Here is an 18,208-nt window from a genome sequence, read left to right on the forward strand (position 1 = left end):
ATTACTCGTCAGCGCCCTTGTCGATCACTTTGCGACCACGGTATACGCCTTCTGGCGAAACGTGGTGACGCAGGTGTACTTCACCGGTGCTCTTCTCTACGGACAGGGCGTTTTCCGACAGGGCGTCGTGCGAACGGCGCATGTCACGGGCAGAGCGGGATTTTTTGTTCTGCTGAACAGCCATAATTGATTAACTCCTAAACGTTTGGGTCACGCTTTAACTGCGCCAATACACTGAACGGGTTGGACCGCGATACCTCGTCCTTGCTCGGCTCGGGCTCATCGAGTCCCGCCGGCTGCTGGCATTCTTCCGGATGATGAGCAGGCACGATCGGCAGGGCGAGCAACAGCTCTTCCTCGACCAGCGCCTGCAGATCCAAAGGATCTTCGCCCAGTTCCAGCACGTCATAGCCTTTCGGCAACGACTGGGTATTCGCACCCTCCTTCACCACGGCGTACGTACATTCGCTGTGGATCGGCAGGGTGACCAGCTCAAGACAACGCTGGCAAACCATCTTGACTTCGACATCCAGCGCGCTGTGGATAACCACTACGTGCTGTTCATCTCGTTCAAAATCGAACTTCGCCTGCACCGTACCGACATTGTCGGAAAGCGGGTCGCAGAGTCTTTCCAAATCAGCGAGTTGCAGCGAACCTTCGAGGGTTACGCCACGATCAGCCAATTTGCGCGGGTCAACGTGAGGTGGAATCGGGTCATTCAACATAGGCGCAGCATTCTAGGGATACACCCCCTCCCTGTCAAAGGAAATTAGGTGCCATCTCGCATGTTAGAATTCGGGGCAATTGCCCAGGAGTCTACCATGCTTCCCTTGTTACTGGCTTCCAGCTCGCCCTACCGCCGCGAACTGCTCACCCGCCTGCGCCTGCCCTTCACCTGGGCAAGCCCCGACCTTGACGAACGGCGCCTCGATGGCGAGCCCGCCGTCGAGCTGGTCCGCCGCCTGGCCCGACAGAAGGCCGAAGCCCTGGCCGCCAGTCACCCCGACCACCTGATCATCGGCTCTGACCAGGTGGCGGTACTGGGCGAGCAGATCCTCGGCAAGCCCCACACCTTCGAACGCGCCTGCGAGCAGTTGTTGGAGGCCAGCGGACAGCAAGTCACCTTCCTCACCGGGCTGGCACTGCTGAACAGCGCCACCGGCCACTGCCAGGTCGATTGCGTGCCGTTTACCGTGACGATGCGCGAGCAGGATCGCGAGCGCGTGGAGCGCTACGTGACGGCCGAGCAGCCACTGGACTGCGCCGGCAGCTTCAAGGCGGAGGGCTTGGGGGTCAGCCTGTTCCAGAGCACCCATGGCTGCGACGCCACGAGCCTGATCGGGCTGCCGCTGATTCGGCTGGTGGACATGCTGCACAAGGAAGGCGTGCTGGTGCCTTGAAAATGCAATCGCGGGGCAAGCCCGCTCCCACGTGGCCAATGTGCGACCTGTGGGAGCGGGCTTGCCCCGCGATGAATGCCACGCCGACTTCAGATCAACGCAGCGAAGGACCCTGGAAGCCCATGTACAGCGCCAGGCGCTCCGCCACACTGGCACCGATGCGCTTGGAGAAACGATCGAACGGCGACTCCTGCACGGTGAAGTCCACCAGCTCCTTCTCGCCCACGATTTCGCGGGCGACATAGCTGGCACTGCCCAGCCCGTCCACCAGACCCAGTTCCTTGGCCTGCTCGCCCGACCAGATCAGCCCGCTGAACAACTCAGGGTGATCCTTGTCTTTCAGGCGCTCGCCACGCCCCTGCTTGACCATGGCGATGAACTGGCGGTGCGTGGTATCCAGCACGCCCTGCCAGAACGCGGTCTCTTCCGGCTTCTGTGGCGAGAACGGATCAAGGAAGGCCTTGTGTTCGCCCGCCGTGTAGGTGCGCCGCTCCACGCCCAGCTTGTCCATGGTGCCGACAAAGCCGTAGCCCGCCGCGGTGACGCCAATGGAGCCGACCAGGCTGGCCTTGTCGGCATAGATCTCGTCGGCCGCGCTGGCAATGTAGTAGGCGCCGGAGGCACCCAGGTCGGCAATCACCGCGTACAGCTTGATGGCCGGATATTCGGCGCGCAGACGACGGATCTCGTCGTACACATAGCCCGCCTGCACCGGGCTGCCGCCCGGGCTGTTGACGCGCATGACCACAGCCTTGGTTTTGGGATCCTTGAAGGCTTCGCGCAGGCTCTTGACGATATTGTCGGCGCTGGCAGGTTCCTGATCGGCGATCACCCCGCGCACCTCGACCAGCGCAGTATGACTGCCGCTGCGCGAGGCGGCCTTGTCCACATCCATCAATGGCGTGAACAGGAACAGGATGCCGAACAGGTAAATAAAGGTCAGCAGCTTGAAGAAAATCCCCCAGCGCCGCGCCCGACGCTGCTCCTGGACACCCGCCAGCAAGGTCTTCTCCAGTAACTTCCAGCTCTTGCGCTCCTCGCCGGCCTCATCAGCCTCGGGCGCCTTCCACTCGTCAGTCATGCTCACCTACCTTGGAAATTGATCTGCGCAGGCCTGTCCAGCCATTCGCGCAACTGGGAAAAATGCTCGATGCACACTTGCGGGCCAAATTCGGCCAAGGCCTGCAGCGACATGGCGCCATAGCCCACGGCGACCGAATGCATGCCAGCGTTGCTGGCCATCTGCAGGTCGAACGCCGAATCTCCGACCATCAGCGCCCGCCCGGGTTCGACCTGGCAATGAGCGAGAATCTCCTCGAGCATCAGCGGATGCGGCTTGCCGCGGGTTTCGTCGGCCGCCCGGGTAATGTCGAAGTAGCGTTCCCAGCCATTGGCCTTGAGCACCCGATCCAGACCGCGCCGCGCCTTGCCGGTGGCCACCGCCAGACGATACCCCTCGGCACGGAACGCCGCCAGCGACTCGACCACACCGTCGAACAGTGGCGACGGCTGTTGATCCAGCGCCATGTAGACATCGGCGTAATGCTGGCGGAATGTCTCCACCTGCGGCGGCTCAAGATGCGGATACAGAGTGGCGATCGCCTCCCCCAGCGCCAGGCCAATGATGCCCTTGATCGCCTCGTCGCTGCTGGCAGCCTCCCCGGCACGCCCGGCGGCCACGTTCATGGCCTCGACAATGCGCCCGATGGAATCGGCCAGCGTGCCATCCCAGTCGAAGATCAGCAGGTCATAACTTTTATTCATGGCTCAGGACGCCAACCGCTCGATGGTCTTGGCCCACATCTCGTCCACCGGCGCCTCGAGCTTGAGCTCGCCGCCGTCGGGCAGCGGCACGGTCAACTGGTAGGCGTGCAGGAACAGGCGCTTGCCACCCAGGTCGCGAATCTCGCGGCTGAAGTCTTCATCGCCGTACTTGCTGTCGCCGGCGATCATGTGCCCGGCATGCAGGGTGTGCACGCGGATCTGGTGGGTGCGCCCGGTAATCGGCCGCGCTTCGACAATCGTGGCGAATTCGCCGAAACGGCGCAGCACGCGGAACAGCGTCAGCGCGTCCTTGCCCTCGTCATTGACCTCGACCATGCGTTCGCCGGAGCGCAGGTTGCTCTTCTGCAGCGGCGCATTGACCTGCTTCTTCGAGGTCGGCCAATGGCCGCGCACCAGCGCCATGTAGCGCTTGTCCACGCCATCGCCGCGCAGCGCGGCATGCAGGTGGCGCAGCATGCTGCGCTTCTTGGCGATCATCAACAGGCCCGAGGTGTCGCGGTCCAGGCGGTGCACCAGCTCCAGCTCCTTGGCGTCGGGGCGCAACTGGCGCAGCGCCTCGATCACCCCGAAGCTCAGGCCGCTGCCGCCATGCACGGCAATACCGGCCGGCTTGTTCATCACGATAAGCGCCTTGTCTTCATAGACAATCGCGGCCTCCAGGCGCTGCAACAGCCCCTGGGCGACCGGCGCGGGCTCATCGCGCTCGGGCAGGCGCACCGGCGGCACCCGCACGATGTCGCCAGCCTGCAGCTTGTACTCAGGCTTGATACGACCCTTGTTGACCCGCACCTCGCCCTTGCGCAGGATGCGGTAGACCAGCGTCTTGGGCACGCCCTTGAGCGCGGTGATGAGGAAATTGTCGATGCGTTGGCCGGCAAGCTCCGGCGCGACTTCGATCAGCTGAACGCCGGAAGTCGGAGGGGTATTGGTCGTCATGGCGGGATCATAACAATTTTTTATGGAATTGAAGCACTTAATCATAACTGCTATAGTCGCGAACGCCGCCAAAAGCGGCAGGCCAGCGGCATCAGGCTCTACGCCGGCCCTGACCATCGCAATTCCGAGGACGCGAGGCCGTCCTACGGAGCGTTTGCCAGTTTAACTAAATGCCTGGAATCGCCACCAGCGCTGTGTAGAGAAGACCGAAAAAAACGACAAGTGCGGTGTTTCACCTGCTTACCCGCTTCTTTTCGCCGTACCTCTGCCCGCCACCGTCGTTTCCGCGCATTCGGGCGAATGCTTCGGAAATACCTGCCTTGGATATGTCATGGCGCCAGCCCGGAACCGGGCTGGCGAAAAATGCAACCCGTTGCGGATTCAGCGCGCGGCAGCACCGAATTTTCAGGGATACGTGCAGGGTGGAGATGCACAGCCTTCGGACCGTGTGGCACCGAACCCGACCCAGCGCCCCACTCAACGGGCGATGAGCGGGCAAGGTCCTGAACAGACGCCCTCGTGGCATCCACGGACGACCGGTTGATTCCTCCTCCTGACTGAGTGCACCAGGCCCGCTCGATTGATTCGGATAACCTTCGAAAAGCTCGACAGGTCTTTTGGCACCGCAAAACAGGACGCGTCGTCGCGACAACGGCAGGCTGGGCAACCGGCTGGTGCCGAACGTCGTCAGACACGGGGGTGGTTCGCCACCCTTTGCGCACCTTGGCACCGATCATGAAAAGTCGTGTGTGCCGAACGCCGTTTCCGGCAGCCCGGAAACCGACGGTACAACATGAAAAGAATGCTGATTAACGCAACTCAACCCGAAGAGTTGCGTGTAGCCCTGGTGGACGGCCAACGCCTCTACGACCTGGACATCGAGTCCGGTGCCCGTGAGCAGAAAAAGGCCAACATCTACAAAGGCAAGATCACCCGGATCGAGCCCAGCCTTGAAGCCGCCTTCGTCGACTTCGGCTCCGAACGTCACGGCTTCCTGCCGCTGAAGGAAATCTCCCGCGAATACTTCAAGAAAGCCCCTGAAGGCCGGGTCAACATCAAGGAAGTCCTGAGCGAAGGCCAGGAAGTCATCGTCCAGGTCGAGAAGGAAGAGCGCGGCAACAAAGGCGCCGCCCTGACCACCTTCATCAGCCTGGCCGGCCGCTACCTGGTGCTGATGCCCAACAACCCGCGCGCCGGCGGCATCTCCCGCCGCATCGAAGGCGAAGAGCGCAACGAGCTGCGTGAAGCACTGAACGGCCTGACCGTTCCGGGCGACATGGGCCTGATCGTGCGTACCGCGGGCCTTGGCCGCAGCAGCGAAGAAATGCAGTGGGACCTCGACTACCTGCTGCAGCTGTGGACCGCCATCAAGGAAGCCTCGCTGGACCGTACCGCGCCCTTCCTGATCTACCAGGAAAGCAACGTCATCATCCGCGCCATCCGCGACTACCTGCGCCAGGACATCGGCGAAGTGCTGATCGACAGCATCGACGCCCAGGAAGAAGCCCTGACCTTCATCCGCCAGGTGATGCCGCAGTACGCCAGCAAGGTCAAGCTGTACGAAGACAGCGTGCCGCTGTTCAACCGCTTCCAGATCGAAAGCCAGATCGAGACCGCCTTCCAGCGCGTCGTCGACCTGCCGTCCGGCGGCTCGATCGTGATCGACCCAACCGAAGCCCTGGTTTCCATCGACATCAACTCGGCGCGCGCCACCAAGGGCAGCGACATCGAGGAAACCGCCCTGCAGACCAACCTGGAAGCGGCCGAAGAGATCGCCCGCCAGCTGCGCCTGCGTGACATCGGCGGCCTGATCGTCATCGACTTCATCGACATGACCCCGGCGAAGAACCAGCGCGCCGTCGAAGAACGCGTGCGCGAATGCCTCGAGGCCGACCGCGCCCGTGTGCAGGTCGGCCGCATCTCGCGCTTCGGCCTGCTGGAAATGTCCCGCCAGCGCCTGCGCCCATCGCTGGGCGAGAGCAGCGGCATCGTCTGCCCGCGCTGCTCGGGTACCGGCATCATCCGTGACGTCGAGTCGCTGTCGCTGGCAATCCTGCGCCTGATCGAGGAAGAAGCCCTGAAGGACCGCACCGCCGAGGTGCGCGCCCAGGTACCGATCCCGGTGGCCGCCTTCCTGCTCAACGAGAAACGCAACTCGATCACCAAGATCGAGCTGCGCACTCGCGCGCGCATCATCATCCTGCCGAACGACCACCTGGAAACCCCGCATTTCGAAGTCCAGCGCCTGCGCGACGACAACCCGGACGTGCTGAACAACCAGTCCAGCTACGAAATCGCCTCGGCCGAGACCGAAGAAGCGCCGCTGCCGACCGCCACCCGCACCCTGGTACGCCAGGAAGCCGCGGTGAAGACCGCACCGGCCCGCGCCAACGCACCGGTACCGGCCGCTGTCGAAGAGCAGCCAGCCGCACCCGTGGCACCGGCGCCTAGCGTACCGGAGCCAAGCCTGTTCAAGGGCCTGGTCAAGTCGCTGGTCAGCCTGTTCGCCGGCAAGGAAGAGCCTGCCGCCGCACCGGCCGTCACCACCGAAAAACCGGCCACCGAGCGTTCGCCACGCAACGAGGAGCGCCGCAACGGTCGCCAGCAGAGCCGCAACCGCAATGGCCGCCGCGAGGAAGACCGCAAGCCGCGTGAAGAACGCAGCGAGCGCGCCCCGCGTGAAGAGCGCCAGCCACGCGAAGAGCGTGCACCGCGTGAAGAACGCGCCCCACGCGAAGAGCGTCAGCGCCAGCCGCGCGAAGACCGCCGTGGCAACCGTGAAGAGCGCGTGCGCGAACTGCGTGAGCCCCTGGATGCCGCACCGGCCCCGGCCGCCCGCGAAGAACGCGCCCCGCGTGAAGAGCGTGCGCCACGTGAGGAACGTGTAGCCCGTGAAGAGCGTGCACCACGTGAAGAACGTGCCCCTCGCGAAGAGCGCGCACCACGTGAAGAACGTGCACCGCGTGAAGAACGCGCCCCTCGTGAAGAGCGTGCGCCACGTGAAGAACGCGCTCCGCGCGAAGAGCGCCAGCTGCGCCCTGAGGCGCAGGCCGTCGAACAGGCCGCCGAGCTCGCCGAAGAGCAACTGCCGAACGACGAGCTGCTGCAGGACGAGCAGGAAGGCACCGATGGCGAGCGTCCGCGCCGCCGCTCCCGTGGCCAGCGTCGTCGCAGCAACCGTCGTGAACGCCAGCGCAACGCCAATGGCGAGCTGATCGAAGGCGACGAAGACGCCGGCGAAGAGCAGCAGCCACAACAGCACCAGGCCACCGAGCTGGGCGCTGAACTGGCCGCCGGCACTGCCGTCATCGCCGCCGTTGCCACCAGCAACATCAGCGCCGATGCCGAAGCCCAAGCCAACCAGCAGGCCGAGCGCGCCAGCGCCGCTGTCGCCGAAACCCAGGTGGAAATCACCGAGGTCGTGGCCGAGCAGGTCGCCATCGCCCCGGTGGTCGAGCAACCGGTCAGCGAGCCAGTGGTCGCCGTCGAGCCGAGCATCGAACCGGTGGTCGAAGTAGCGCCGCAGCCAGTGGTCGAAGAAGCCCCTGCCGAGCAGCCTGCCGTCGTCGCCGAGGCGCTGCAAGCCCCTGCCGTGGAAGCCGGTGAAATCGAGCAGCCGCAGGTAGTCGAAGCCACCGTGGTCGAAGCCCCGGTAGCCGAGCAGCCTGTAGCGGTCGTCGAGCCAGTGGTCGAGGCCCAGCCGGAAGTGACTGAAGCACCTGCCGCCGAGCCTGCGCCGGTCGTTGCCGAGCAGGCGCCCGAGGAAGCACCGGCCCCGGTCGAAGCGCCTTCGGCGATGCTGGCCAACGGCCGCGCCCCGAACGACCCACGTGAAGTGCGTCGCCGCAAGCGCGAAGCCGAAGCTGCAGCCGCCGCTGCCGCCCAGGCCGCTGCCGAAGCCGCCCCTGCGCAAGCGCTGGAAACCGCCGACGAGCACAAGCCTCATCACGGTTGATAGCCTCGGCTGAATGAAAAAGCCCCGCCAGTGCGAACAGGCGGGGCTTTTTCTTTGCCGGGATGGTAGCGGCTCTATTGGTGATCCGGGCTTGCCCCGCGATAGAGTCAGTACAGGTTCGGCTCCATCTCCAGCTCGACCCCAAAGCGCTCAAGGATATCCGCCTGGATCCGCCGAGCCAGCCCATGCAACTGCGCCCCGCTCGCCTGGCCGTAGTTCACCAGCACCAGCGACTGCAAACGGTGCACACCGGCATCGCCATCGCGATACCCCTTCCACCCCGCCTGCTCGATCAACCAGCCGGCCGCCAGCTTCACCTGGCCGTCGGCCTGCGGATACGCCACCACGCCAGGATACTCGGCACGAATGCGCTCGGCCAACGCAGTAGGCACCACAGGATTCTTGAAGAAGCTCCCGGCGTTACCCAGTTCAGCCGGATCTGGCAGCTTTTCCCGACGGATACTGCAGATCGCATCGCTGATCGCCTGCGCGGTCGGCTGCTCGACACCCTGCTCCGCCAGGCGCTGACGCACCGGGCCGTAGTCCAGGTGCGCCTGCAACGACCGGCTCAGCGCAAAGCGCACGCGCAGGATCAGCCAGCGGCCCGGATTGCGCTTGAACAGGCTGTCGCGATAGCCGAAACCGCACGCCTCCAGCGAGAAGTCACGCAGCTCGCCGGTCTCGCGGTCCAGCGCGGTCAAGCCGGCGAACACGTCCTTGATCTCCACGCCATAGGCGCCGACGTTCTGCATCGGCGCAGCGCCGACGGTGCCGGGGATCAGGCTGAGGTTCTCCAGCCCGCACAGCCCCTGGTCGAGGCTCCACTGCACGAACGGATGCCAGGGCTCGCCGGCCTCGGCCTCGACCACCACACGCTCGCCGTCGTCGCTGAGCAGGCGCCGCCCACGGCTGGCCATATGCAGCACCAGGGCGTCGACATCGCGGGACAGCAGCAGGTTGCTGCCACCACCAATGACCAGCACCGGCACCTGCCGCGCAGCGGCCTGGGCCAGTGCCTGACGGGCCTCGTCGTCGTCATGGGCCTGGGTGAAATAACGGGCACTGACGTCGATGCCGAAAGTGTTGTAGGGCTTGAGCGATACCCGCTCCTGCCAGTTCGCCGTCATAACCGCCCCTTGATTTCCACGACCAACTCACGGCACGCCGCCTCGATCAGATCCAGGACCTGCTCGAAACCTTCGGCACCGCCGTAGTAAGGGTCAGGCACTTCGTCCAGGGCCGCGCCATAACGGCGCAGGAACAGGTCGAGCTCGCCCGTGGCGTTGTGCGGGCGCAGGGCCTGCAGGTTGCCGAGGTTGCTCTTGTCCATGGCCAGGACCAGGTCGTACTCGGCGAAATGCGCCGCCTTGACCTGCTGGGCGCGCTGGCGCGACAGGTCGTAGCCGCGGGCCAGCGCGGCCTTGCAGGTACGGCTGTCGGGCGCCTTGCCGACATGCCAGTCGCCGGTACCGGCGGAGGCGACGTGCACCACGTCACCGAGGCCGGCGGCCTCGAGCTGATGGCGCAGCACGCCTTCGGCAGTCGGCGAGCGGCAGATATTGCCGAGGCAGACGAACAGAACGCGCATCAGGCCTCCAGCAAGCGCCGTACGCGCTCCAGGTCTTCAGGGGTATCCACGCCCACGGCCGGAGCCTCGATGGCATCGGCAACGTGGATGCGCACGCCGTGCCACAGGGCACGCAGCTGCTCCAGCGACTCGGTCTGCTCCAGCCAGCATGGGCCCCAGGCGACGAAGTCCTGAAGGAAGCCCACGCGGTAGGCGTACATGCCGATATGGCGGCGGTAAGGAACGCCTTCGGGCATGCGCTCACGGTCCTTGGCAAACGCGTCGCGGGCCCATGGCAACGGGGCGCGGCTGAAGGTCAGGGCCAGGCCGTTCTTGTCTCTGACCACCTTCACCGCGTTAGGGTTGAAGATGGTTTGCGGCGCGTGGATCGGCTCGGCCAAAGTGGCGATGCCGGCCTCGGGGTGCGCGGCGAGGTTGGCCGCCACCTGGTCGATGATCACCGGCGGAATCAGCGGCTCGTCACCCTGCACGTTGACCACGATGGCATCGGCGGCCAGGCCCAGCTGGGCAGCCACTTCGGCCAGGCGGTCGGTGCCCGACTCGTGGTCGGCGCGGGTCAGCAGCACTTCGGCGCCGAACGCCTGGCAGGCCTCGACGATGCTGGCATCGTCGGTGGCAATGACCACGCGGCTGGCGCCGCTCTTGCGCGCCTGCTCCCACACATGCTGGACCATCGGCTTGCCGGCGATCGCCAGCAGCGGCTTGCCCGGCAGGCGCGTAGAGCGCAGCCTGGCGGGGATCACCACGGTGAAGTCCAGGCTCATTTGTCCAGGCGCTCGTCGTCGGTCAGGGTGCGCGCCTCGCTTTCCAGCATCACCGGGATGCCATCGCGAATCGGATAGGCCAGGCCCGCGCCCTTGCTGATCAGCTCGGTCTTGTCGGCGCTGAGCTTGAGCGGGCCCTTGGTGATCGGGCAGGCCAGGATATCGAGCAGTTTGGTGTCCATGGGAGCTTCCTTGAAACGGAAATTGAAAAAGGCTCAGGGCCGGGGGCGGCCAGGCAGCAGGCGATCGAGCTCGGCGTCGAACCAGGCGACGAACGCCTGCGAGGGTACGGCATCGACCGCCAGGTACCACCAGTCGTCGGCAGCGAACGGCCGGCATTTCACCGCATCCTTCTCGGTCATCACCAACGGCAGCGGCGGGCTGAACGACAGCACTTCGCGGCTGTACGGCGCATGGTCGGCAAAGGGGTGCGGCACCGGCTGCCAGTTTAGCCCCAGCAGGGTGTTGAAGAAACGTTGCGGGTTGCCAATGCCGGCCACGGCGTGCAGCGCCTGGCCAGCGGGAAACAGGTCGAGCTCGCGGCGCTCGCCGCTGCGCAGGTTGATCAGTGCCGACGGCTGCAGGCGGAAGGCAAAGCCGTCGTCGCGGTCAGCCTCGGCGCCATTGAACAACACCGCGTCGGCCTCGGCCAGGCGCTCGGCGGGCTCGCGCAACGGGCCGGCCGGCAGGCAGCGACGGTTGCCCAGGCCACGGACGGCGTCGATTAGGACCAGCTCCAGGTCGCGGGCCAGGCGGTAATGCTGCATGCCGTCGTCACACAGGATCAGGTCCGGCGCATCGCTGGCCAGCAGTGCCTGCACGGCACGGGAGCGGTCGGGGTCGATCAGTAGCGGCACGCCGGTGCGCTGGACGATCAGCAAAGGCTCGTCGCCGGCCTGATCGGCGAGCTGGTCGGCGGCGACACGCCAGGGATACTGCGGCGGCTTGGCGCCGTAGCCACGGCTGACCACGCCGACCTTCAGCCCCTGCCGGCGGCAGTGCTCGATCAGCCAGAGGATCATCGGTGTCTTGCCGGTACCGCCCACGGTGATATTGCCCACCACGATCACGGGCACCGGGGCGCGGTAGCTGGGGCTGATGCCGCTGAGAAAGCGCGCACGCTTGCGCGTCACCACGCGACGATACAGCGCCTCCAGCGGGCGCAGCAGGGCCAGCGCCGGGTGCCCGGCATACCAGGCGGCGAGCAGACGGTCGGCGAAGGCCATCAGGGATTGCCCTGCGCGGCCTCGACGGTGGTCATGCGCAACTTGCTGAAGCCGAGCTTGCCGGCCGCATCCATTGCGGTGATCACTGCCTGGTGCGGGGTCTTGCCATCGGCGCTGATCGCCAGCGGCAGGGTGATGTCACCGCCGGACTCCTTCTCGATGGCTTCGGTCAGGGTGGCCAGGTCGCTCTTGGGCAGCAGGTGGTTGTTCACCGAATACACGCCGTCGGCACTGATGGTGACTTCGATCAGCTTGCCATCATCGGGCTGCGCGGGCGCGGCACTGCTTGCTTCAGGGAGCTCGACACGCAGCTGGGTCTCGCGGGTGAAGGTGGTGGTGACCACGAAGAACAGCAGCAGCACGAACACCACGTCGATCAACGACGCCAGGTTGATGTCGACGTTCTCGCGCTGGCGATTGCGCCGGAACTTCACGCCTTGCCTCCGGCCACTTCCACTTCGCGGTCGCCCTGCAGCACCTCGACCAGCTTGATCGCCTCCTGCTCCATGCCCACCACCAGTTCATCGATGCGGCGCAGCAGGAAGCGGTGGAAGAACACCGCCGGGATACCGACCATCAGGCCGGCCGCGGTGGTGACCAGGGCCTTGGAAATACCGCCGGCCAGTACCGCGGCGTTGGCGGTCATCTGCGAGCCCATGAAGGCGCTGAAGATGTCGATCATGCCCAGCACGGTGCCCAGCAGGCCCAGCAGCGGGGCCATGGCGGCGATGGTGCCGAGGGTGCCGATGTAGCGCTCCAGCTCGTGGATGACCCGCGAGGCTGCCTCTTCGATGCACTCCTTCATGATCTCGCGACCATGGCGCGAGTTGGCCAGGCCCGCGGCGAGGATCTCGCCCAGCGGCGAATCGGCGCGCAGGGCCTTGAGCTTGTCACTGGTGAGCTGCTTGTCCTTGATCCACATCCACACCTGGCCCAGCAAGTGCGGTGGGCTGACACGGCTGGCGCGCAAGGTCCATAGACGCTCGACGACGATCGCCATGGCAACGATGGAGCTCAGGATGATCGGCAGCATCATCCAGCCACCGGACTTGACCAATTCCCACACAGTAAGCATCCCCTCGGAAAAAGGCCGCCACTCTACCATAGGACCGCCTGGGGCTCATCTGCCGGAGGTCAGGGAATCGCCCACCGCATGGCAACGTGGGAGCGGGCTTGCCCCGCGATAGCGTCATTCGCCTTCGCGCCAGAACCTGCGCTGCGCACGCCCCTCCACCACCGCACCCTGGCGCCCCAGGCGCAACTCCAGCGCGCCCGCCAGCGCCGTGTCATGCACCTGCACCCCATGGCGCCGATAGCGCTCGATCACCTGCGCATGCGGATGCCCGAAACCGTTGTTCCTCCCCCGCGAAATCATCACCCCGCGCGGCGCCAGCGCCTTGATGAACGGTTCGGTGGACGACGTGCGGCTGCCATGGTGCGGCGCCTGCAGCCAGTCGATACGCGGATCCTCGCTGGCCGCCAGCCAAGCCCGCTCCGCCGCGGCCTCCATGTCGCCGGCCAGCAGCAGGCGCTCGCCATTGGCCACCACCCGCAGCACGCAGGAACGGTCGTTGCTGGACGTGCCTTGCGGCCAATGCCACAGCTCGAAATCGACCCCATCCCAGCGCCAGCGCTCACCACTTTCGCACAGCGCGGCAGGCGCAAGCCCGGCAACCTCCCCGGCCAGCACCCGCGTCACCGGCAGCCCCCGGCGCACCGCCGCCGCCCCGCCGGCATGATCGGCGTGACCGTGGCTGACCAGCATCAGGTCGAGGTGCCTGACCCCCAACCTGCGCAAGGTCGGCAGCACCACGCTCTCGCCCAGGTCGCTGTCCCCGTGCGCAGGCCCGGCGTCGTACAACAGCGCGTGATGACGGGTACGCAGCAGCACCGCCAGGCCCTGGCCGACATCCAGCTGCCACACCTGCACCTGCCCAAGGGGCACCTGCTCACGCGGCGCCCACAAGGCCAGCAGCATCACCGCGCCCGGCAAGCGCAACGGCACGCCCCGAGGCAGCAGCAACAACAGCGCGCCCAGCGCGACCAACAGCCAGGCCCACAGCGGCAACGGTTCGGGCAGCCATGCAGGCAACTGCCCCGCAAGCTGCGCCAGCAGGCGAAACAGCCCCTCCAGCGAAAGCCCCGCCAGCCACAGCAGCCCCTCCCCCACCCCAGCCACTGGCAACGTCGCCGTACCAAGCAAGGCCAGGGGCAACACCGCGAAACTGATCCAGGGCACCGCCAGCAGGTTGGCCAGCGGCGCCGTCAGGCTGACCGGCAGCCCCAGCGCCAGCAGCACCGGCAACAGGCCCACGGCGATTACCCACTGGGCGCGGCTCCAGGCCTGCCAGGGCCGCCAGGCGCCGAGCCGGGCAGAGAAGCACAGCACCAGCACGCCAACCGCGGCAAATGACAGCCAGAAACCCGGCAGCAGACTGGCCAATGGATTGATCAGCAACACCCCCGACAACGCCAACAGCAGCGGCAAGGCTGCCCCCAGGTGCCTGAAGCGCAGGCGCCAGAGCAACACCACCGCCAGCATCAGGCAGGCCCGTTGCACCGGCACGCCGAAGCCGGCCAGCCAGCCGTAGCCCAATGCCGCGGCCATGCCCAGGCCACAAGCCCAGGGCAGCCACGGCCAGCGCGATGGCCAGGCGCCCAACCGCGCCAGGCCCGCGACCAGGCCGTACACCAGCCCGGCCAACAGCCCGATATGCTGGCCAGAGATCACCAGCAGGTGCACCGTGCCGGTGGCCTGCAGGGTCTGCCAATCCTCGCGCGCGAGCCCGGCGCCGTCGCCCAGCACCAGGGCCGTCAGCGCCGCCTCGCGCCCATGGGCATCCAAGTTCATCAACCGCTGGCGCACGGCATCGCGCCAATGCACCGCAGCCTGCCCGACCTGCTCGCCGGCCTTGACCGAGCCAGTGGCGCCGATACCCCGGGCCAACAACAATGCTTCGCGGTCCGGGCCATGGGGGTTGAGCAGCCCATGGGGCTGGCGCAGGTTCACCGCCAGGCGCCAACGCTCACCGGCGCGCAATTCAGGCCCGGCAAACCAGCTAAGTTGCAGGCGCCTGGGCAATTGCGCCCGGCGCGACTCAGCATGCTCCAGCTCGAAACGCACGCCGCGCTCCGTGCGAGTCGGCAGCCCCACCACCCGCCCCTCCAACCACAGTGTGCGGCCATCCAGCGCCGGGGCCAGTCGATCATCCAGCGCCTGCTGCGCCGACCAGCAGGCCCAACAGCCACCCAGCACGAACCAGCCCAGCGGCCAGATCCGCGTGCGCAGACAGGCCAAGGCCAGCAACAGCAACGGAATCAGCCACCCGACCGGCGGCAAAACGGGCAAAAAGCGCAGGCTCAACAGCCCGAGCACCAGGGCCAGCATCCCTGCGCGCATGAGATAGAGCTCCAGAAGCGATCACGACCCCTGAGGCTTAGCCGATTGGCGGGGAAAACCTGCTAATCAATTGTCACAAACTCTGAACGAGGCTGCGTTTCAATCAGGGCATACTGACGCCCTTCAACCCTGCCGGGAGCCCACATGCCGCGCCGTCTGTTCAAACGCTACATGCCGGACCCGACCAGCATCCGCGAACATAAATCCTTACGCTTCTTCGGCAAGCTGCTGCACGACCCCAACCTCTGGCACCTGAATCGCCATTCGGTGGCGCGGGCCATGGGCGTCGGCCTGTTCGCCGCGCTCATTCCCATCCCCATGCAAATGCTGCTGGCCGCCGCGCTGGCCATTCCCGTGCGCGGCAACCTGCCGATCGCGGTGAGCCTGGTGTGGCTGACCAACCCGCTGACCATGCCGCCGGTGTTCTTCGTCACCTACATGACCGGTGCCTGGCTGCTGCAGGTGCCGCCACGCACGCTGCCCGAGTCGATCACCGTCGACTGGGTCACCGAGCAGCTGGCGACGATCTGGCAACCGTTCCTGCTCGGCTCGGTGGTGTGCGGGGTGGTGCTGGGCGTGCTCGCCTACTTCACCACCATGGGCTACTGGCGCTGGTGGGTGGGCCGGCAGTGGCGCCGGCGCCAGTGTCGCTGCGCTGCCAACCCCAACCAGGGCTCAGGCGCGCATGCCGCGGCCGCTGACCAACAGGCGCACGCACAGCACGTAGAGCACCGCGGTGGCCACCAGCATGAAGCTGATCGCCGTGCCAATACTGATATCCGACACCCCTAGGATGCCGTAGCGGAACGAGTTGACCATGTGCAGCACCGGGTTTGCCAGCGATACGGTCTGCCAGAACGGCGGCAGCAGGTTGATCGAGTAGAACACCCCGCCCAGGTAGGTCAGCGGTGTCAGCACGAAGGTCGGGATGATCGAGATATCGTCGAAGTTGCGGGCGAACACCGCGTTGACGAAGCCCAGCAGCGAGAAGATGGTCGCGGTCAGCAACACCACGATGACGGTCACCCCCAGGTGATGCACCTGCAAATGGGTAAAGAACAGCGACAGGAAGGTCACGATCACCCCCACCGCCAAGCCGCGCAACACGCCACCCAACACATAGCCGACCAGGATGGTGTGCGGCGACACCGGCGACACCATCAGCTCCTCGATGGAGCGCTGGAACTTGCTGCCGAAGAAGCTCGATACCACGTTGCCGTAAGAGTTGGTGATCACCGACATCATGATCAGCCCAGGCACGATGTACTCCATGTAGGTGAAGCCACCCATGTCGCCGATCTGCCGGCCGATCAGGTTACCGAAGATCACGAAGTACAGGACCATGGTGATCGCCGGCGGCAGCAGGGTCTGCGGCCAGATACGCAGGAAGCGCCGCACTTCGCGGTAGACGATGGTGTTCAGGGCGACCCAGTTGGTGCGCAGTTCCACACTCATACGGCCACCTTCGACAGGTTCTTTTCCACCAGGGACACGAACAGCTCCTCGAGTCGGTTGGTCTTGTTGCGCAGGCTCTGCACCTCGATGTTCTGCAGCGCCAGCTGGCCGAACAGCGCGGTGATGCCAATGTCCTTGTCCACCTGAACCTCCAGCGTGTGCGGGGTGATCAGCCGGCACGGGTAGCCCTGCAGCTCGGGCGCGGCGGGCAGGTCGTGGCGCAGGTCAAGGACGAAGGTCTCGACATGCAGCTTGCCCAGCAGCTGGCGCATGCTGGTGTTCTCGACGATGGTGCCGTGGTCGATGATGCCGATGTTGCGGCACAGCTGCTCGGCCTCTTCGAGGTAGTGGGTGGTGAGGATGATGGTGATGCCTTTCTGGTTGAGCTCGGTGAGGAAGCTCCACATCGAACGGCGCAGCTCGATGTCCACCCCCGCAGTCGGTTCGTCGAGGATCAGCAGGCGTGGCTCGTGGATCAGCGCCCGGGCGATCATCAGCCGGCGCTTCATGCCGCCGGACAGCGAGCGCGAAGGCACGTCGCGCTTGTCCCACAGGCCCAGTTGCGTGAGGTACTGCTCGGCCCGCTCCTTGGCCACCTTGGGCGGGATGCCGTAGTAGCCGGCCTGGGTAACGACGATATCGAAGGTCTTCTCGAACTGGTTGAAATTGAACTCCTGGGGCACCACGCCCAGGCAGCGCTTGAGCGCCGCGGGAGAGCGGTCCAGGTCGTTGCCGAACACGTTGACCGTGCCGCTGGTCTTGTTCACCAGGGTCGAGAGAATGCCGATGGTGGTGGACTTGCCGGCGCCGTTGGGGCCGAGCAAGGCGAAGAAGTCGCCTTCGGCTACATCCAGGTCGATGCCCTTGAGGGCCTGGAAGCCGTTGCCGTAGGTCTTGGTCAGCTGTCGAATGGACAGGGCGGAACTCATGGCGGGTCAGGTACCGATGAAAAAGGTTCGGGACACGCCAGGCAAAGACACTGGCGCAGTGAGTGCGGCCATGGTGCAAGGCCCGGCCGCACAAGTACAGTCACATGTATCGATAGTGATTATCGAAGTGGCGTCACGTCAGGGCGGTCATCACCGCCGCCTGGTAGGCCGGGCGTTGCTTGAGGCGCTCGTACCAGGCTTCGAGGTGATACATGGCCGGGCGTTCAATCGGCATTTCGAACCAGGCGTAGATGAAGCTGCCCAGGGGGATGTCGCCCATGCCGATCTGCTCGCCGGAAAGGTACGGCTGCTTGGCCAGGGTCTCGTCGGCGATGGCCAGCAACTGGGCGCACTGCTTGTGCGCGGCGTTGATCGCCACCCAGTCGCGCTGGTCCTCGGGGGTGCGCAGCAGGCCCCAGAACAGCGGGCGGAACGGGCCGGCGAAGGACGAGGTGGTCCAGTCCATCCACTTGTCCGCCAGGGCGCGCCGGCGCGGGTCGTCCAGGTACCAGCCCTGCTCTGCACCGTACTCGGCGCACAGGTAGCGCACGATGGTGTTGGACTCCCACAGCACCAGATCGCCGTCTTCGAGCATGGGCACCAGGCCGTTGGGGTTCAGGGCCCGGTAGTGCGGTTCGTTGACCACGCCGAAGGCGCCGCCGGCATCGATGGACTCAAAGTCCAGGCCCAGCTCGTGGGCGATCCACAACGCCTTGCGCACATTGCTCGAATTCTTGCGGCCCCAGATCTTCAGCATGGCAACGTCCTTA

At 65.7% G+C, this 18,208-nt stretch carries 19 protein-coding genes; 3 read left to right on the top strand and 16 right to left on the bottom strand.

Annotated elements, in window-relative coordinates; genetic code table 11:
* Nucleotide 1: 1 nt before the first annotated feature.
* Together rpmF and C3F42_RS07475 are read right to left on the bottom strand one after the other, a co-directional pair.
* Nucleotides 2-184, bottom strand: coding sequence for a 50S ribosomal protein L32 (gene rpmF, locus C3F42_RS07470; RefSeq protein WP_008096416.1), 183 nt, complete (start codon nucleotides 182-184; stop codon nucleotides 2-4).
* Nucleotides 185-197: 13 nt separating this feature from the next.
* Nucleotides 198-725, bottom strand: coding sequence for a YceD family protein (locus C3F42_RS07475; RefSeq protein ID WP_023630499.1), 528 nt, complete (start codon nucleotides 723-725; stop codon nucleotides 198-200).
* Between the two features lie 96 nt (nucleotides 726-821).
* On the opposite strand from C3F42_RS07475, the gene C3F42_RS07480 reads away from it, so the two are divergent.
* Entirely contained in the window at nucleotides 822-1,400 is a 579-nt protein-coding gene (locus C3F42_RS07480; protein WP_104444239.1) for a nucleoside triphosphate pyrophosphatase, read from the top strand.
* A gap of 94 nt (nucleotides 1,401-1,494) precedes the next feature.
* Here C3F42_RS07480 and C3F42_RS07485 read toward each other — a convergent pair whose 3' ends face one another.
* The 3 genes from C3F42_RS07485 to rluC are packed head-to-tail and all read right to left on the bottom strand — an operon-like array spanning nucleotide 1,495 to nucleotide 4,121.
* Nucleotides 1,495-2,481, bottom strand: a complete 987-nt coding sequence (locus tag C3F42_RS07485) for a S49 family peptidase (RefSeq protein WP_104444240.1) — start codon at nucleotides 2,479-2,481, stop codon at nucleotides 1,495-1,497.
* Between the two features lie 2 nt (nucleotides 2,482-2,483).
* The gene (locus C3F42_RS07490) at nucleotides 2,484-3,164 is read right to left on the bottom strand and encodes an HAD family hydrolase (RefSeq protein WP_094010651.1); all 681 of its coding nucleotides are present in this window, start codon (nucleotides 3,162-3,164) and stop codon (nucleotides 2,484-2,486) included.
* A 3-nt stretch (nucleotides 3,165-3,167) separates the two neighbouring features.
* Nucleotides 3,168-4,121, bottom strand: coding sequence for a 23S rRNA pseudouridine(955/2504/2580) synthase RluC (gene rluC, locus C3F42_RS07495; RefSeq protein ID WP_094010652.1), 954 nt, complete (start codon nucleotides 4,119-4,121; stop codon nucleotides 3,168-3,170).
* A gap of 793 nt (nucleotides 4,122-4,914) precedes the next feature.
* Between rluC and rne the strand changes: the two genes are divergently transcribed.
* On the top strand, nucleotides 4,915-8,076 hold the full coding sequence (gene rne, locus C3F42_RS07505; RefSeq protein WP_104444241.1) for a ribonuclease E: 3,162 nt from the start codon (nucleotides 4,915-4,917) through the stop codon (nucleotides 8,074-8,076).
* Between the two features lie 107 nt (nucleotides 8,077-8,183).
* Here rne and murB read toward each other — a convergent pair whose 3' ends face one another.
* From murB to C3F42_RS07545, 8 genes are all read right to left on the bottom strand, one after another.
* Nucleotides 8,184-9,203 carry a UDP-N-acetylmuramate dehydrogenase gene (gene murB / locus C3F42_RS07510; protein ID WP_104444242.1) on the bottom strand — a complete coding sequence of 340 codons (1,020 nt, stop codon included), beginning with the start codon at nucleotides 9,201-9,203 and terminating at the stop codon, nucleotides 8,184-8,186.
* On the bottom strand, nucleotides 9,200-9,664 hold the full coding sequence (locus C3F42_RS07515) for a low molecular weight protein-tyrosine-phosphatase (RefSeq protein ID WP_038705674.1): 465 nt from the start codon (nucleotides 9,662-9,664) through the stop codon (nucleotides 9,200-9,202). Before C3F42_RS07515 ends, murB begins: the two co-directional genes overlap by 4 nt.
* On the bottom strand, nucleotides 9,664-10,428 hold the full coding sequence (gene kdsB, locus C3F42_RS07520; RefSeq protein ID WP_104444243.1) for a 3-deoxy-manno-octulosonate cytidylyltransferase: 765 nt from the start codon (nucleotides 10,426-10,428) through the stop codon (nucleotides 9,664-9,666). Before kdsB ends, C3F42_RS07515 begins: the two co-directional genes overlap by 1 nt.
* Nucleotides 10,425-10,610: a Trm112 family protein gene (locus C3F42_RS07525; protein ID WP_003247142.1), complete on the bottom strand. Its 186-nt coding sequence runs from the start codon at nucleotides 10,608-10,610 to the stop codon at nucleotides 10,425-10,427. Before C3F42_RS07525 ends, kdsB begins: the two co-directional genes overlap by 4 nt.
* Nucleotides 10,611-10,643: 33 nt before the next feature.
* On the bottom strand, nucleotides 10,644-11,654 hold the full coding sequence (gene lpxK / locus C3F42_RS07530) for a tetraacyldisaccharide 4'-kinase (RefSeq protein WP_038705672.1): 1,011 nt from the start codon (nucleotides 11,652-11,654) through the stop codon (nucleotides 10,644-10,646).
* The gene (locus tag C3F42_RS07535; RefSeq protein ID WP_023632003.1) at nucleotides 11,654-12,088 is read right to left on the bottom strand and encodes a biopolymer transporter ExbD; all 435 of its coding nucleotides are present in this window, start codon (nucleotides 12,086-12,088) and stop codon (nucleotides 11,654-11,656) included. The genes lpxK and C3F42_RS07535 overlap by 1 nt, the downstream gene beginning before the upstream one ends.
* A complete protein-coding gene (locus C3F42_RS07540) occupies nucleotides 12,085-12,720 on the bottom strand; it encodes a MotA/TolQ/ExbB proton channel family protein (RefSeq protein WP_031315993.1) in 636 nt (211 codons plus the stop codon). Before C3F42_RS07540 ends, C3F42_RS07535 begins: the two co-directional genes overlap by 4 nt.
* A 123-nt stretch (nucleotides 12,721-12,843) precedes the next feature.
* Entirely contained in the window at nucleotides 12,844-15,054 is a 2,211-nt protein-coding gene (locus C3F42_RS07545; protein ID WP_104444244.1) for a DNA internalization-related competence protein ComEC/Rec2, read from the bottom strand.
* Between the two features lie 144 nt (nucleotides 15,055-15,198).
* On the opposite strand from C3F42_RS07545, the gene C3F42_RS07550 reads away from it, so the two are divergent.
* Nucleotides 15,199-15,846 carry a DUF2062 domain-containing protein gene (locus tag C3F42_RS07550; protein WP_158659543.1) on the top strand — a complete coding sequence of 216 codons (648 nt, stop codon included), beginning with the start codon at nucleotides 15,199-15,201 and terminating at the stop codon, nucleotides 15,844-15,846.
* Here C3F42_RS07550 and C3F42_RS07555 read toward each other — a convergent pair.
* The 3 genes from C3F42_RS07555 to C3F42_RS07565 form a co-directional block, all read right to left on the bottom strand.
* Entirely contained in the window at nucleotides 15,730-16,509 is a 780-nt protein-coding gene (locus C3F42_RS07555) for an ABC transporter permease (protein WP_023631459.1), read from the bottom strand. The genes C3F42_RS07550 and C3F42_RS07555 overlap by 117 nt on opposite strands.
* Nucleotides 16,506-17,438 (bottom strand): ABC transporter ATP-binding protein, encoded by a 933-nt coding sequence (locus C3F42_RS07560; protein WP_104444245.1) that lies wholly within the window; start codon nucleotides 17,436-17,438, stop codon nucleotides 16,506-16,508. The genes C3F42_RS07555 and C3F42_RS07560 overlap by 4 nt, the downstream gene beginning before the upstream one ends.
* Nucleotides 17,439-17,571: 133 nt before the next feature.
* Entirely contained in the window at nucleotides 17,572-18,195 is a 624-nt protein-coding gene (locus C3F42_RS07565) for a glutathione S-transferase (RefSeq protein WP_104444246.1), read from the bottom strand.
* Nucleotides 18,196-18,208: the final 13 nt, after the last annotated feature.

The sequence above is a fragment of the Pseudomonas sp. PONIH3 genome (genome assembly GCF_002934345.1).
Lineage (GTDB): Bacteria > Pseudomonadota > Gammaproteobacteria > Pseudomonadales > Pseudomonadaceae > Aquipseudomonas > Aquipseudomonas soli.